This is a genomic window from Nocardia sp. NPDC055002, from assembly GCF_053608825.1.
Genome location: NZ_JBSGWE010000014.1, coordinates 51640 through 66221 on the forward strand (window position 1 = coordinate 51640; position 14582 = coordinate 66221).

The following is a 14582-nucleotide window of genomic DNA, read 5'->3' on the forward strand; positions in this document are numbered from 1 at the left end:
CACTTCGTGGCCGCCGCTCCCTAGGGGTCGCGGGGGCGGGGTTGGGAGGGCGGTCATGGCGGACCTGGGGTGCACGGTGTGGCTGGAGGGTGCACGGTGTGGCTGGAGGCGCACGGTGTGGCTGTGGCGCATGGTGCGGCTGGGGCGCATGGTGTGTGACCGGAGGATGCACGGTGTGGCTGGGAGGTGCACGGTGGGGCGGGGTGGCGATAGAGGTGTGGGGTTCGCGGTGTGCGGCTGGGAGACGGTTGAGTTAGCGGACGACGTGCTGGATTCGGGGGAGGCCGAGCAGCTGTCAGCGGTTGCGGCCGTAGCGGTCCGCTAGGCGGGCTTCTGTGGTGGGTTGGGTGGGGGGGGGGGTGTCTACGGGTGGTGTGGCGGTCGTCGGGGTGGACGGTTGGGCGCGGTCTCGGCGGCGGGCTTTGAGCTCGGCTACGACGAAATAGCCGAGGCCGAGGGGGGCCATCAGGCCGAAGGCGAGCCATTGGAGGCCGTAGGAGAGGTAGGGGCCCGCGTCCAGTTGGGGGAGGGGGGTCGGGGTGAAGGCGCCTGGCTGGTCGGCGGCCAGTTGGAGGTAGCCGCCCTTGTCGGTGCCGGTCGGAATGGGGGTGAGGGGAGTGCCGAGGACGGCGGATTCCTGGGTGGTGTCGACCGTGTACACCTGGCGGAAGCCGTCTTGGGTGCTGGGCGTTTTGTCGGGGACCACGCCCTCGGAGGCTCGGACTCGGGCTTCGATGCGTTGCGGGCCGGCGGGCGGGTCGGCGATCGCCGGTGGGCGGGTGCCGTCGACGGAGGCGACCAGGCCGCGGTCGACCAGGAGGGTGCGGCCGTCGTCGAGGCGGAAGGCGGCGAGGACGGCGTAGCCGGGGGCGCCGTCGAGGTGGCGGAGGCGGACCAGGACGGTCGACTCGGGGACGAAGGCGCCGGTCGCGGTGACCTTGCGCCACTCGGTGTGGGTGCCGGAGTCGCCGTCGAGGACATCGGTGACGGCTACGGGGTCGGCCTGCACGGAGTCGGCGATCAGCTGGTTGCGGTGTTCGGTGCTGTCGTTCTTGCCGAGCTGCCACGGCGCCAGGACGGTGAAGCACAGGTAGGCGAACGCGGCGACGATCACCGCGAGGATCAGCCAGCTGGGGCGCAGCAGGAAGGTGAGTTTGCGCATCAGAGCTGCACGTCGGCGGGGTTGCGCGCGTCGAGCTCGGCGTGGACCCAGTCGAGCAGGCCGGGGATGGCGGCCTCGATCTGGTCGCGGACGAGGTCGAAATCGGACTGGTCGCCGTAGTACGGGTCCGGCACGTCGCGGCCGTCGGCCGCGGGGTCGAAGCTGCGCAGCAGCCTGCGCTGCTCGGTGGGGACGCCGCGGTGCGCGAGCTCGCGATCGTGGCCGGTGTCCAAGGCGATGATCAGGTCGGCGTCACTGTGCTCGGGACCGAAGGTCGCCGCGGTGTGCTCGGTCGGGTAGCCGGCGCGGCGCAGGGTCGCCTCGGTACGCGGGTCGGCCGCGTCGCCGACATGCCACGAACCGGTGCCCGCGCTGCTCACCCGCACGCGGTTCGCGAGACCCGCTCGATAGAGGTGCGCCTCGAACATCTTCGCGGCCATCGGTGACCGGCAGATATTGCCTGTGCAAATGAACGAGACATGTAGTGGACCCACGAGAGCCATTCTCGCCCGTGGCGCCGAATCGCCGCCACGTAGGGTGTGCAGTTGTGCTCGAGGACTCCGTCGACCCCGCGATGTTGCGCCACCACGGCGACGTGGAGGCGCGCCCGGGCATGCTCGATTTCGCCGTGAACGTCCAGGGCGTCGCCCCGCCCGCCTGGCTGCGCGATCGCCTGGCCGCCCGCCTCGCCGACCTCGGCCGCTACCCGGGTTCCGACGACGAGCACGCCGCCCGCGCCGCGGTGGCCGCCCGCCACGGCCGCTCGCCCGACGAGGTCCTGCTGCTGGCAGGCGCCGCCGAAGGCTTCGCCATGCTGCCCCGCCTGGCCCCCCGCCTCGCCGCCGTCGTCCACCCGTCCTTCACCGAGCCGGAACTGGCACTGCGCGAGGCAGACGTCCCGGTCACCAGGGTGATCCTCGAACGCCCGTACACCCTCGATCCCGCCCTGGTCCCCGAGGACGCCGACCTCGTGGTCCTCGGCAACCCCACCAACCCCACCTCGGTCCTGCACCCCGTGGAAACCATCCGGGCACTGCGCCGTCCAGGCAGAATCATCGTCGTCGACGAAGCGTTCGCGGACGCTGTCGCCGGCATCGCCGCCGGATCCGCCGCAGGCGAATCGCCATCGCCGATCGGTGGGCTCGTCGGCTCCGGCGACGACCTTGTCGATGCGAGTTCTCCGGTTGTCGGTGAGCCGGAGTCCTTGGCCGGTCTTTCGGCCCCCGATGTCATCGTTTTCCGCAGCCTCACCAAGACCTGGGCACTGGCCGGGCTCCGGTGCGGCTACGCCCTCGGCGCTCCCGAAGTCCTGGCCCGGCTCGCCCACGGCCGCCCGCACTGGCCGCTCGGCACCCTCCAGCTCGAGGCGATCATCGCGACGGCCGAACCCGCCGCCGTCGCGGAGTCGCGACGCTACGCGGACCGCATCGCCGTCGACCGCACCGCGATGATCGACCGTCTCACCGCACTCGGCCTCGACGTGCACACCCCGGCCACCGGCCCGTTCCTGCTGCTCCGCGTTCCCGATGGCGTGCTGCTGCGTAAACATCTCGCCGACCGCGGCATCGCCGTTCGCCGCGCCGACACGTTCCCCGGCTTGGGGCCCGACCACCTCCGCGTGGCGGTCCGTGGCGCCGCCGAAGTCGACCGGTTGATCGACACACTGAATGCGGCACTGTGGTGACGAGCATTCCCACGCGACGAAGGAGGCGGCGGTGACCGACCTGGCCGAACTGATCGGGGTACTCGACGCGGCGTACCCGCCGCGACTGGCCGAATCGTGGGACTCGGTGGGACTCGTCTGCGGTGACCCCGCACAGGAGGTCACCAAGGTGGTCTTCGCCGTCGACGCGACCGCCGCTGTGGTCGACGAGGCAATCGGCTGGGGCGCACAGGCTTTGGTCGTCCACCATCCGCTACTGCTGCGTGGGGTCGACACCGTCGCCGCCGATACGCCGAAAGGCGCGCTGCTGCACCGGCTGATCCGATCCGGCTGTGCCCTGTTCTCCGCGCACACCAACGCCGACTCCGCCGACCGCGGCGTCTCCGACGCGCTGGCCGCGGCCGTCGGCCTCACTGTCACCGGCCCGTTGGATCCCAAACCGATAGCCTCCGTGGACAAGTGGGTCATCCAGGTGCCGCAGACCCACACGGCGTCCTTGATGTCGGCCTTGTTCACCGCGGGCGCGGGCGCGATCGGTGACTATCGCGAAGCCGCCTGGTACACCGCGGGCACCGGCCAATTCCTGCCCATCGCGGGCGCCGCCCCGGCGATCGGCGCGATCGGCACGGTCGAGATCGTCACCGAGGACGCTGTCGAAGTGGTCGCGCCCCCGACCTCCCGGCTCGCCGTTCTCGCCGCCCTGCGCGCCGCCCACCCCTACGAGGAACCCGCCTACCACGTCACCGAACGCGCGCCCCTGCCGTCCTCGCTCGGTATCGGCCGCATCGGTGAACTCGCACAGCCCGAAACCCTGCGCGAGTTCACCGCACGCGTCGGCGCAGGCCTGCCACGCACCGTCTGGGGCGTGCGCGCCGCGGGCGATCCCGAACGCGTCATCGAACGCGTAGCCGTCTGCGGCGGCGCGGGCGACTCCTATCTCGACAAGGCCATCCGCGCGGGCGTCGACGCCTACCTCACCTCCGACCTGCGCCACCATCCGGTCGACGAACATCTGCGACGCGGCGGCCCCGCCCTCGTCGACGCCGCTCATTGGGCCACCGAGTTCCCCTGGTGCGGTCAGGCCGAACAGTTCGTCAACGTCGCCCTCCCCGCGGTGCGGACCCGCGTTTCGACGCTGCGCACCGACCCGTGGACGGTCAGCGGCTGATCGGTGTCACCACTGCGCCTGACCGGACCACGATCGGGCGAAGTCGGGATGTGCGCGCACGGTGACCGAGCTCGCGTCCGGCGCCAGGGTCGCCTCGAGGTAGCGGTCGGTGCGCGCGAACACCGCGGGTCCGAGCATCACCGCGAGGAGTACGAGCCCGACTCCGGCCGCGCAGAGGATCCACGCGAACGCGGACGGGCGGGTGAACATCAGCGCCCCGCCGGCGAACAGGGGCACGAGGCTGCTCACGTAGTAGACGATCAGTTTCTTGACGCGCGAATCGGCCCGCGCCGCGCACTGCTCGCATTCCGGCCACCGCGCCTTGACGAGCGCGAGCGGCTCGTTGCAATCGACCACGAGGGCGCCGAGGGCACTCTTCGGCAGCTCCCACAGCAGCCGCCCGGCACCTTCCTGGCGGTAGTCGCCCGGCTTGCCCCAGAACCGCAGGATCTGCTCCTTCGGCTCGATCGCGTGCTGCCCGTGCACGAGACACACCGGGGGTAACGGCGTGGCCAATGTCAGCTGAAGCTGGCGCGGTTCGGCGTGGGAGTCGAAGACGTGCGGTCGCAGTGGCAGTGCCAGGTCAATTCTCGGGTTCGATGTGGTCACACTTGCTTGGACGCGGCCGGGACGCGTTCGGTTCCCGCCTTCGGCCATCTCTTCGGGTCATGGCGTGATCACACCCCGCGGCGCGGTACGGTTGATCGATCCATCCGTCCACTGTGTTCAGGAGTTCGTGCGCGTTGAATGTCGAACCGTCGGTCCAGACCAAGCTGTTGCAGCTCGCAGGAGTCGATGCCGAGTTGACGCGCATCGCTCACCGCCGTTCCGCCCTGCCGGAACAGCAGGAAGTGACACGTCTGGCGGCCGAACGTCACGGCTACAAGGACGCGGCCGTGGCGGTGGAGATCGGCATCGACGATCTGGACCGCGACATCCGCAAGCTGGAGGGCGAGGTCGACGCCGTCCGCAAGCGTGAGGATCGCGACCGCGGCATGCTCACCTCGGGCACCGTCGCCGCCAAGCAGCTATCCGAGATCCAGCACGAACTGGGCAGCCTGGAGCGTCGCCGCTCGGTGCTCGAGGACGAGCTGCTGACCGTGATGGAGCAGCGCGAGGCGATGCTCGCCGACCACGACCACGCCGGTGCGCGGCTGAGCAAGGCCGACCAGGACCTCGAGGACGCCGAACGCCTGCGCGACGAGGCGATGGCCGATCTCGAAGTGGCGCAGCAGCGCTGCGAGAAGGATCGCTCCGAGCTGATCGGCCTGTTCCCCGCCGACCTGATCGCCGTCTACGACAAGCAGCGCGCGGCGCACGGTGTCGGTGCGGCCCTGCTGCAGGCCCGTCGCTGCGGCGCCTGCCGGATCGAGATCGACCGCGGCGAGATGCAGCGCATCGCCCAGGCCGCGCCCGACGCGGTCCTGCGCTGCCCGGAATGCAGCGCGATCATGGTGCGCACCAAGGAATCGGGGCTGTGATCGCGGCGGTGTGCCGATGAGCCAGGTGATCGTCGAAGCCGACGGTGGCTCGCGCGGCAATCCCGGCCCGGCCGGCTACGGCGCGGTGGTGTTCGCCGCCGATCACGTGCGGGTGCTCGCCGAGCGCAAGGAGTACATCGGCGTCGCCACCAACAATGTGGCCGAATACCGTGGTCTCATCGCGGGTTTGGCGGCCTCGGCCGAGCTGGGCGCCCGCGTCGTCACGGTGCGGATGGACTCCAAACTCGTCGTCGAGCAGATGTCGGGACGCTGGAAGATCAAGCACGCCTCGATGATTCCGCTCGCCGAGCAGGCACGGGCACTGGTCGCCGGATTCGATCGGGTGAGTTTCACCTGGATTCCGCGCGCGGAGAACTCCCACGCCGACCGGCTCGCGAACGAGGCGATGGACGACGGCGAACTCACCGCAACCGTGCGCGAAGCCGTCGCGGCCGGACATGCCGCCGGTGACGAAGTCGCGGTGCCGAAATCTGTTGACGCGAACAAGGTTTCGCCCGGCTGGACCGGCGCCGTCGGCAAGCCCACCCGCCTGCTGCTGCTGCGCCACGGCCAGACCGCGCTGTCGGTGCAGCGCCGCTACTCCGGCCGCGGCAACCCGCCGCTGACCGAGCTCGGTCGCGAGCAGGTCGACCGCGCCGCGAAAATGCTTGCCGCCAAAGGCGATATCGCCGCCGTGGTGAGCTCCCCGTTGCAGCGGGCCCGGTCCACCGCCGAAGCCGCGGCATCGGCCCTCGGCGTGCCGTTGCGCATCCTCGACGACCTCACCGAGACCGATTTCGGCGACTGGGAAGGTCTCACCTTCGCCGAGGCCGCCGAGCGCGATCCGCTGCTGCACCGCGACTGGCTCGGCGATCCGTCGATCCCCGCACCCGGCGGCGAGAGTTTCGATCAGGTCCGCGAACGGGTGGAAGGGGTGCGCCGCGATCTGGTGGCGCTGTACCCGGGCCAGAACGTGGTGGTGGTCAGCCACGTGACCCCGATCAAGACCCTGCTGCAACTGGCGCTGGGCGTCGGGCCGTCACTGCTGTACCGCCTGCACCTCGACCTCGCGTCGCTGAGCGTCGCCGAGTTCTATCCCGACGGGGGCGCCTCGGTGCGCCTGGTCAACGACACCTCGTACCTGTGAGCTAGCCGCTCGTCACCCGGGCACGGTACGGTCGCCCCGGCGCACGGTCGGCGTAACGACGACGCCGCATCGCCCGAAATATTCTCGGGCGCGCGGAATGCCGCGGCCACACAGGAAAGGTACTTGATGAGGTTTCTACGGATGGCGGCGTTTGCGGCGGCCATCGCGGGGGTGCTCACCGCGTCCGCGGGTGCGGGCAGTGTGACGGCCGATCCGAGCGTGGTGCTCGGCGCGGCTTCGGGCATCGTCTTCGACAACAACTCCGGTTGTTCGCTCACGGCCATCGGACACGACGGTGCGGGTCGCCTCGTCGGCCTCACCGCGGGACACTGCGCGCCGACCGGTTCGCGGGTCGGCGCCGAGCAGGCGCTCAAGGCGGGCGTGATCGGGACCGTCGCGTACTCCGACGACGGCGACTACCTGGATTTCGCTGTACTGCAACTGGATGCGTCGAAGGTATTGCCGGTACGCACCATCGGCCAGACCACCGTCGCCGGTATCGGTGCCTCGCCCGGCCCCGGCGCCACGGTGTGCTCCGACGGCCGTACCAGCGGTCGCAGCTGTGGCGTGGTGTGGGGTGAGCTCGAAGGCACCTCCATCAACCAGTACTGCTCGCAGCCGGGCGATTCCGGCGGCCCCGTCGTCGTCGGCGACCGCCTCGTCGGCATGAACCAGGGCCGTCTCACCGGCCTGGGCCCGGTCGATTTCGACGTCCCGTGCACCGGTGGCGCGAACCCGATCCACTCGCCCGCCTACTTCCAGCCCATCCAGGTGATCCTGGACGTGCTCAACCGCGCAGGCGGCGTAGGCGCGGGCTTCCAGCCCATCTGATCTACTCACGAAAACAAGGGGCGCAGTACCGAACAGGTGCTGCGCCCCTTGTCGTGGTCGATCACTCGGGTGGCTGTGCGTCGCTCATCGCCCGCAGAGCCGTGGCGGTGGCGTCGTCGCGCTCGTGCATGAGCAGCAGGCCGTAGGCGGCTACCGCGTGGGCGTCGACGATCTCGCCACGCAGAATCATCGCCTCTACTTGTGAGCGGGAGAACCAGGCGGTGCGCATGTCCTGCTCCTCGTGTTCGCGGTCCGGCTCGCCAGGGGTGAGGCCGGTGGCCAGGAAGCAGTGGCCGCGCTGGCCGGTCAGTGCGGGTGCGGTGGCCAGGGCGCCGAGCGGGGTCATACGTTCGGCGCGCAGCCCGGTTTCCTCACGCAATTCGTTGTGCGCCAGCTCGATCGGTGTGGGAGTGGTCCCCTGTGCCGGGGTGCCCGCGGGGAACTCCCAGCACCGCATGCCCAGCGGGTAGCGGAACTGCTCGACGAGATGGAATCCCGTGCCGTCGAACGGGATCACCAGCGCCCAGTCGACCTTGTCGAGGACGCCGTAGATCCCCACCGATCCGTCGGCCCGCCGAACAGTGTCCTCCCGCAGCCGCATCCACGGGTTGGTGTAAATCGTGCGCGAGCTGATCTGTTCCATCACCCCATGGTGCCCCACGGGCCCGGAGTATCCGGGCAGTTCAGGGGCGAAGGACCGACACCAGGAAATCGGTCTGGTCGCGTACTACCTGCTCGAAGACATCGTCGAAGTACACGTCGAAGTGGCCGACCGGATACTGCTTGACCACAGCGTGTTTGGTGCGTTCGGCGGCCTTGCGGGTCGGGCCGGCGGGGGCGATCGAGTCGTTCTCGGCGATCGCGTAGAAGACGGGGACCTTCAAGGACTTGGCGCGGCGGCCGGGGGAGTCGAAGAGTGTCGAGAACGCCACGCGGGCACCCACTTTGGGATCGTAGGTGTCGCTCTCCTCGGCCAGTCGGCCGTAGCCCTCCGGCACGTCGGTGGCGCTCATCAACGCCGCGGAGCGTTTGCGCCCGGCCAGGCGGATGCGGACGGGTTTGCGGCGGATCGGCCCGAAGAGCAGGTCGGTGGCGGCGATGGTGGCGACCTTGGTCAGGCTGATCGGGCCCTTGGCCATCCCCGACGCCCACCCGCTGGTGAACGGCACCTGGGCCACCACCGCGGCGAGGTAATCGTCGTCGGGCGCCACCGCGAGCACATGTCCCCCGCCGAACGAGGTGCCCCACAACGCGATCCGCGTGGCGTCGAAGCCCCGGATGCTGCGCGCGTAGGCGATTGCGGCCTTCCAGTCCTGCCGCTGCCGCGCGATGTTGAGCACCTGGCGCGGCGAACCCTCACTGGCACCGAAATTCCGGTAGTCGAACGCGAGCACCCCCATTCCCGCGGCGACGAACCGCCGCGCATACCGATCCAACCCCATCTCGCGGGTGGCCCCGAGCCCGTGCCCCATGATCACCAACGGCCGCGGACGAGGCGCGCCGTCGGGCAGGTAGAGCCACGCGGCGCACTGCTGCTCACCCGAAGGGAAACTGACGTCGACACGTTCCATGAGTCAATACCGTAGCGAGTACTCTGTACCGGCGGGCGAGTCGGCCGGGCGACCGCGGTAACGGGAACGGGCACGAACAGTGCCGCTGCCCGGTGCCGAGGAAAGTCCGGACTCCACAGAGCAGGGCGGTTGTTAACGGCAACCCGGGGTGACCCGCGGGACAGTGCCACAGAAAACAAACCGCCGCACGCACGTGCGGTAAGGGTGAAACGGTGCGGTAAGAGCGCACCAGCGCCCCGGGTGACCGGGGCGGCTAGGTAAACCCCGCCCGGAGCAAGGTCGAAGGCCGCATCGGCAACGGTGCGGCTGCGCAGGTGTTCGAGGGCTGCTCGCCCGAGCCTGCGGGTGGACCGCTCGAGGCACCCGGCAACGGTGTGTCCAGATGGATGGTCGCCCCCCGATGCGAATCGGGGACAGGATCCGGCTTACAGGCCGGCTCGCCCGCCCATGCGACGCGAAGGCGGCGGCTCCCACCGGGAGCCGCCGCCTCGCTTCGCCGCATAGCGGCTCAGCACATCAGTGTGGACATCTGGTAGACGGCCGTGGCCTCTTCGGTGGTCGCGGCGGTGTCACCGTTCTTGGCCGCCTGCTTGATCGTGGCGATCGTGTCGGCCTCGGACTTGCCGGCCTTGATCTCGGAGCAGGAATGGTTCAGCACCGCGGCCACAGCGGCGTCGTCGCGCCCCTGCGCCAGCTTCGGGAAGGCGTTGCGGTAACTCACCACGAACATCCCCGCCTTGCTGGCTTCGACCTGGAAGGAAGGCGCGGGAGTGGTGGACGCGGCGGGGGAACCGGCAGAAGAAGAGTCGTCGCCGCAGCCGGCCAGAAGCAGGGCGAAGACGGTGGCGCTGGCCGCGATGGCGGCGGTAGTTCTACTCACGCAGCGGGATGCTAGCCGCCCAGGAAACACGCCGCTTCCCGTGTGGTTAACGGGAAGCGACATGTTCCGGATCGAAGCGGTGAGCTATCCCGGGTTGATTGCCAGCAGGTGCGCCCAATAGCTGGCCGCGTCCGGTCCGAGGATCGGCGACAGGTAATCGAAAATCAGCCACGACATACGTTCGCAAACTCCCATTTATCGACGTGAGTGCCGCACAACCCGGCAGCTGCCGAGTGCGCCGCCGCCACAGTAACAATTGCCCGGAATGTCTCGGCGATCGTGTGTCGAGACAGAGAAAATGCGCTGGAACTCGCCGGGAACGTGAGCGAGGTCATAGAGTGATCGCCGTCGGCAGGGCTCGCTGCCACTTCCTCGAGCCCAACACATTCGATCGCGGAAGCAGGTCACATTTACATGCGGGTAGTTCGTTCCATTGTCGCCGGTGCACTGATCGCCGGAGCCGCTGCGGTTTTCGCAACGCTTGGTGCCGGTTCGGCGAGCGCGGTCGCGGTGACCCCGCTCAACGGTGGGGTTCAGGTCGACCTCAGCCCGGCTGATACCGCCTGGGTGCACCAGTCCCGATTCGGCCTGACCGTGGCCGGTCTGCCGCATCCGTCGGCGGCCTCGTTCGGTCAGGCGCTCGACGCGGCCGCGACCGTGTCCTCCGCCGTGCCCAACGGCCGGGTCACGTTCACGGTGTACGGCCCGCTCGATCAGCTCAACGGCACCATGCTCGCACTGCAGTAGGAAATCGCTACTCTGCGAGTCATGGAACTCCATCAGCGGATCGTCTCGGCGCCGGTCGACTTCGGCGCCATCCGTTCCGAATTCGGACTGGCCTCGGAGTATCCGACCGAGGCCGTCTCCGACGCCCGCGACGCGGTGGACGCGTTCGCGGGCACCCGGGTCGATCGGACCGATATCGAGTTCGTGACCATCGACCCGCCCAGCGCGCTGGATCTGGACCAGGCGCTGCATATCGAACGCACTCCCACCGGCTTCACCCTGCACTACGCGATCGCGGATCTCGGTGCGGTGATCGTGCCGGGCAGTGCGCTGGCCACCGAGGCCGAAGTGCGCGGGCAGACCTTCTATCTGCCCGACGGTAATGTCGCACTGCATCCGACCGTGCTGTCCGAGGGCACCGCGAGTCTGCTGCCCGGCGTCGACCGGCCTGCCGCGTTGTGGACCATAGAGCTCGACAATGATGCTGTGCCACTGAGCTTTTCGGTGAAGCGCGCACTGGTGCGCTCCCGGGAGCGGTTCGACTACGCGCAGGTCCAGGCTGCCGCCGACGCCGGCACTCTGCCGCCGTCGCTGACCGCGCTGCCCGAATTCGGTCGGCTGCGGATCGAGGCGGGTTTGGACCGCGGCGCGATCTCGTTGCGGTTGCCCGCACAGGAAGTGATCCCCGACGGAGACGGCTGGCGCCTGCGGTTGGAGCCCCGGACCGAGGCCGACGACTGGAACGAACAGGTCTCGCTGCTCACCGGCATGTGCGCGGCGCGAATCATGCTGGAGCACAAAGGGGCCGGCTTGCTGCGGACGATGCCGCCACCGCCGGACAGCGCGATCGATTCGATGCGGCGCACGGCGGCGGCATTGGGGGTCGAGTGGCCCGCCGAGGTCCCGGTGGGCCGCATGCTCGCCGGGCTCGACGCGAATACCCCCGCCGCGCTGGTGTTGATGTCGGAAGCCACCGGCTTGTTGCGTGGCGCGAGCTACACACTGCTCGCCGAACTCGACGACCCGACCCCGGAACAGCTGACGCACAGTGCGATCGGCGCACCGTACGCCCACGTGACGGCACCACTGCGACGGCTGGCCGACCGGTTCACCACCGAGATCTGCCTGGCCTACGATGCCGGAGTCGACGTGCCGCAATGGGTGACCGACGGTGTGAAGGCCGCCGCCGAGACGATGCGCCGCACCGATGCCGTCGCCGGCAAGGTCGATCGCGCCTGCGTCGACCTGACCGAGGCCACCGTCCTCCAGCCTCGGGTAGGCACCGAGTTCGCCGCCGTGGTTTTGCGTGATGCCAACGGGTCTCGGCCCGCTGAGATCTTCGTCAGTGAACCGCCGATCCTCGCGCGGTGTGCGGGACAGCCGCCGGAAGGGGAGAACGTTGCGGTGCGGTTGGCCGTCGCTGATCCGGGAACTCGGACTATCGGGTTCGAATACGACGCGCCACGTCGATAGTGGGGACTGTCAGTTCGCCGCGGAGATGAACGCGGCGGCCGCCGGGTAGTGGGCGATGGCTCGGCCCGCGGCTGCTTCCTCGGTGTCGGCGAGGAGTTCGTAGATGGTTGCCGCGGTCGCGTGGGTACCTGCTGCCACCACCAGGATCGCTTCGCGGGATTCGACGGCGTCGCGGTGGTCGCCGAGGACGGATTGGAGGCGCTTGGCCCGGGTGCCCAGGTCGGTGGCGTCGGGGCCGAGGACCGTCGCGGCGGCTTCGCAGGAATAGCGTAAACGCTTGGCGCCCTTGCGGATGTCGTGGAGCAGTTCCACGCGGTCGGCCGGAGTGGCGGTGGGCTCGGCGAAGACGAGTTTGCGCAGGCGTTTGCGGTCGCGGCGCAGGACCTTGTCGAAGACATCGGTCGCGTTGTCGCGGGCGAGTTCGGGGGCGAGCGGAGGATCGGTGCGCCAGGTTTTGAGGACTTTGCGCAGGCGGCGGTAGCGCTTGCCGTCCATGGCGCTCAGTACCTCCGTGTGAGCAGCGGTGTAGGCCGCACGGGAGGCCCCGACCAAGGCATCGGTGACCTCGGCGGGGACTCGGTCGTAACCGGTCAGCAGGACGGTGAACCGTTCGGCGCGGACTTCGGCGTCGCGGGCCACGCCGAGCAGGTCGGCGAGCCACTTCAGTTCCGCTTCGGTGGCGGCGGCTTCCTCGGCGTCGAACAGCTTGCGATAGGAGCGCAGGACACTGCGGAGCCTGCGCGTGGCCACCCGCATCTGGTGGACCGAATCGTCGGCGTCGGCGCGCACATCGGGTTCGGCGTCGAAGAGCCGGTCGATGTCCTCGCGTAGCGCCGCGACGACGGCTTCTCCGGCCTCGGTCGCCATGGTGTCAGCCTCGCTTTCCGAACGTATCGGTCGCCTCCACCAGCTGGGCGGTGATGCCGGGCTCGTGCGCGGTGTGCCCGGCGTCCTCGACGATGTGCAGCGTCGAGGACGGCCACGCGTTGTGCAGATCCCATGCGCTCACCGCGGGGCACACGATGTCGTGGCGGCCCTGCACGATCACGCCGGGGATGTCGGCGATCCGATCTATGTCTCGCAGCAACTGTCCCTCGTCGAGGAAGCCGCCGTGGCGAAAATAGTGGTTTTCGATCCGGGCGAACGCGAGAGCGAAGCGTGCTTCGGCGGTTTCGGCGACCCGATCCGGTTGCGGGAGCAGGGAACTCGTCGCGCCTTCCCATGTCGACCAGGCGACCGCGGCATCGAGCGCGACCTGCGGATCGGGGGAGTGCAGCAGCCGGTGATAGACCTCGACGAGATCGTCCCCGCGTTCCTCGACGGGGACCGGCGCCAGGAATCTCGCCCACTCGGCGGGGTAGACGTTGCCCGCGGCGCCGTTGTAATACCAGTCGATTTCCTTGCGCCGCAACAAGAAGATGCCACGCAACACCAGTTCGGTCACCCGCTCGGGGTGGGCCTGCGCATAAGCCAGGCCGAGGGTCGACCCCCACGAACCGCCGAACACCTGCCAGCGCTCGACCCCCAGATGGTCGCGCAGCAACTCCATGTCGGCGATCAGCTTCGGCGTGGTGTTGGTGTCCAGAGGAGCCCCATCGGCGATGTGCGGCATGGACTTTCCGCATCCGCGCTGATCGAACAGCACGATCTTGTACACGGCCGGGTCGAAGAAGCGCCGTTGCAGCGGCCCGGTGCCGCCGCCGGGTCCGCCGTGCACGAACACCACGGGCTTGCCGTCGGGATCACCGCTGACCTCCCAGTATACCGACTGGCCGTCGCCGACGTCGAGCAGGCCCTGCTCGAACGGTTCGATCTCGGGGTAGAGACCGCGCATCAGAACGCCAGTCCCGCGGCGAGGGAAGGCAATTCGAGAGCGGTGAGCGCCTCGGTCCGCACCTCGGGGCAGCTCTCGGTGGTCACCCGGTCGATCATCGCTTTGTCGGCGAGAACGTGCCCGTTGATGCCGCCGTTGCGGAAGCCCCAGTCGTGCACCATGGCGTTGAGCGAGATCCGCCCGAGCGTCGGCCCCTGCACCCGGAAGTTCGACAGCTCCGGGCGGATCATGTCGCACAGTTGCGCGGCGGAGGAGGGGCTGATCGTCAGCGTCCCGGCCGGCGCGGTGGTCGTCGGCGCGGCCGAGGTGGTGGTGCCCGCACTGCCGGTCGAGGCCGGTGGCGTACCCCCGCAGGCGGTCAGGGTCGCGGCGGTGAGCGCGCCCGCGATCAACAGCACAGAACGAGAAATCCAACGGCGTTGCGGCATCGGTACCTCTGCTAGTCGAACAGTGTCGCCATCGAGTCTGCCAGTTTGTGATGTGGTGCGTCGGGTCCGACGGGCGGGTTGGATCTGATGTTCGGTAGTCCCAGAACGGTGAACGCTGTGTTTGTCGGCGCGCTGGCGCGCGCGTGTCCGCGGCCCTGAGGGGCCGCCGGTCAGGCACCGGTGCTTGCTCCGGTGGACAGCAAGCGGATCTGGTGCAG

The 14582-nt window shown here is 69.3% G+C and carries 16 protein-coding genes and 1 other RNA gene; 8 read left to right on the forward strand and 9 right to left on the reverse strand.

Features of this window, described 5'->3' with window-relative positions; translation table 11 throughout:
* Nucleotides 1-295: 295 nt before the first annotated feature.
* Nucleotides 296-1162, reverse strand: a complete 867-nt coding sequence (locus ACWF99_RS32985) for an SURF1 family cytochrome oxidase biogenesis protein (protein WP_452538305.1) — start codon at nucleotides 1160-1162, stop codon at nucleotides 296-298.
* Nucleotides 1162-1665 (reverse strand): low molecular weight protein-tyrosine-phosphatase, encoded by a 504-nt coding sequence (locus ACWF99_RS32990; RefSeq protein ID WP_378639435.1) that lies wholly within the window; start codon nucleotides 1663-1665, stop codon nucleotides 1162-1164. Before ACWF99_RS32990 ends, ACWF99_RS32985 begins: the two co-directional genes overlap by 1 nt.
* A gap of 71 nt (nucleotides 1666-1736) precedes the next feature.
* On the opposite strand from ACWF99_RS32990, the gene cobC reads away from it, so the two are divergent.
* Both cobC and ACWF99_RS33000 read left to right on the forward strand, forming a co-directional pair.
* Complete coding sequence (cobC, locus tag ACWF99_RS32995) at nucleotides 1737-2846, forward strand: Rv2231c family pyridoxal phosphate-dependent protein CobC (RefSeq protein WP_452538312.1); 1110 nt, start codon at nucleotides 1737-1739, stop codon at nucleotides 2844-2846.
* Nucleotides 2830-3993: a Nif3-like dinuclear metal center hexameric protein gene (locus ACWF99_RS33000; RefSeq protein ID WP_452538306.1), complete on the forward strand. Its 1164-nt coding sequence runs from the start codon at nucleotides 2830-2832 to the stop codon at nucleotides 3991-3993. The genes cobC and ACWF99_RS33000 overlap by 17 nt, the downstream gene beginning before the upstream one ends.
* A 6-nt stretch (nucleotides 3994-3999) precedes the next feature.
* On the opposite strand, the gene ACWF99_RS33005 is transcribed toward ACWF99_RS33000, so the two are convergent.
* On the reverse strand, nucleotides 4000-4602 hold the full coding sequence (locus tag ACWF99_RS33005) for a hypothetical protein (protein ID WP_378639439.1): 603 nt from the start codon (nucleotides 4600-4602) through the stop codon (nucleotides 4000-4002).
* A gap of 134 nt (nucleotides 4603-4736) precedes the next feature.
* Here ACWF99_RS33005 and ACWF99_RS33010 point away from each other — a divergent pair, with 134 nt between their 5' ends.
* From ACWF99_RS33010 to ACWF99_RS33020, 3 genes are all read left to right on the forward strand, one after another.
* Nucleotides 4737-5474: a zinc ribbon domain-containing protein gene (locus tag ACWF99_RS33010; protein ID WP_378639441.1), complete on the forward strand. Its 738-nt coding sequence runs from the start codon at nucleotides 4737-4739 to the stop codon at nucleotides 5472-5474.
* 16 nt (nucleotides 5475-5490) lie between these two features.
* Nucleotides 5491-6621 carry a bifunctional RNase H/acid phosphatase gene (locus tag ACWF99_RS33015; RefSeq protein WP_452538307.1) on the forward strand — a complete coding sequence of 377 codons (1131 nt, stop codon included), beginning with the start codon at nucleotides 5491-5493 and terminating at the stop codon, nucleotides 6619-6621.
* 141 nt (nucleotides 6622-6762) lie between these two features.
* On the forward strand, nucleotides 6763-7452 hold the full coding sequence (locus ACWF99_RS33020; RefSeq protein WP_378639444.1) for a S1 family peptidase: 690 nt from the start codon (nucleotides 6763-6765) through the stop codon (nucleotides 7450-7452).
* A 61-nt stretch (nucleotides 7453-7513) separates the two neighbouring features.
* On the opposite strand, the gene ACWF99_RS33025 is transcribed toward ACWF99_RS33020, so the two are convergent.
* Nucleotides 7514-8095: an NUDIX domain-containing protein gene (locus tag ACWF99_RS33025; RefSeq protein WP_452538308.1), complete on the reverse strand. Its 582-nt coding sequence runs from the start codon at nucleotides 8093-8095 to the stop codon at nucleotides 7514-7516.
* A gap of 40 nt (nucleotides 8096-8135) precedes the next feature.
* The gene (locus tag ACWF99_RS33030) at nucleotides 8136-9023 is read right to left on the reverse strand and encodes an alpha/beta hydrolase (protein ID WP_378639450.1); all 888 of its coding nucleotides are present in this window, start codon (nucleotides 9021-9023) and stop codon (nucleotides 8136-8138) included.
* 36 nt (nucleotides 9024-9059) lie between these two features.
* On the opposite strand from ACWF99_RS33030, the gene rnpB reads away from it, so the two are divergent.
* Nucleotides 9060-9467, forward strand: an RNA gene (rnpB, locus tag ACWF99_RS33035) — RNase P RNA component class A.
* Between the two features lie 64 nt (nucleotides 9468-9531).
* On the opposite strand, the gene ACWF99_RS33040 is transcribed toward rnpB, so the two are convergent.
* Nucleotides 9532-9903, reverse strand: coding sequence for a hypothetical protein (locus tag ACWF99_RS33040; RefSeq protein WP_378639451.1), 372 nt, complete (start codon nucleotides 9901-9903; stop codon nucleotides 9532-9534).
* 414 nt (nucleotides 9904-10317) lie between these two features.
* Here ACWF99_RS33040 and ACWF99_RS33045 point away from each other — a divergent pair, with 414 nt between their 5' ends.
* Together ACWF99_RS33045 and ACWF99_RS33050 are read left to right on the forward strand one after the other, a co-directional pair.
* The gene (locus ACWF99_RS33045; protein ID WP_378639453.1) at nucleotides 10318-10650 is read left to right on the forward strand and encodes a hypothetical protein; all 333 of its coding nucleotides are present in this window, start codon (nucleotides 10318-10320) and stop codon (nucleotides 10648-10650) included.
* 21 nt (nucleotides 10651-10671) lie between these two features.
* Nucleotides 10672-12102 (forward strand): RNB domain-containing ribonuclease, encoded by a 1431-nt coding sequence (locus ACWF99_RS33050; protein ID WP_452538309.1) that lies wholly within the window; start codon nucleotides 10672-10674, stop codon nucleotides 12100-12102.
* A 9-nt stretch (nucleotides 12103-12111) separates the two neighbouring features.
* Here the strand turns inward: ACWF99_RS33050 and ACWF99_RS33055 are convergent, their stop codons facing one another.
* The 3 genes from ACWF99_RS33055 to ACWF99_RS33065 are packed head-to-tail and all read right to left on the reverse strand — an operon-like array spanning nucleotide 12112 to nucleotide 14334.
* Complete coding sequence (locus ACWF99_RS33055) at nucleotides 12112-12969, reverse strand: CHAD domain-containing protein (protein WP_452538310.1); 858 nt, start codon at nucleotides 12967-12969, stop codon at nucleotides 12112-12114.
* A 4-nt stretch (nucleotides 12970-12973) separates the two neighbouring features.
* A complete protein-coding gene (gene pip, locus ACWF99_RS33060) occupies nucleotides 12974-13936 on the reverse strand; it encodes a prolyl aminopeptidase (protein WP_378639461.1) in 963 nt (320 codons plus the stop codon).
* Nucleotides 13936-14334: a hypothetical protein gene (locus ACWF99_RS33065; RefSeq protein ID WP_378662750.1), complete on the reverse strand. Its 399-nt coding sequence runs from the start codon at nucleotides 14332-14334 to the stop codon at nucleotides 13936-13938. The genes pip and ACWF99_RS33065 overlap by 1 nt, the downstream gene beginning before the upstream one ends.
* Nucleotides 14335-14582 lie beyond the last annotated feature (248 nt).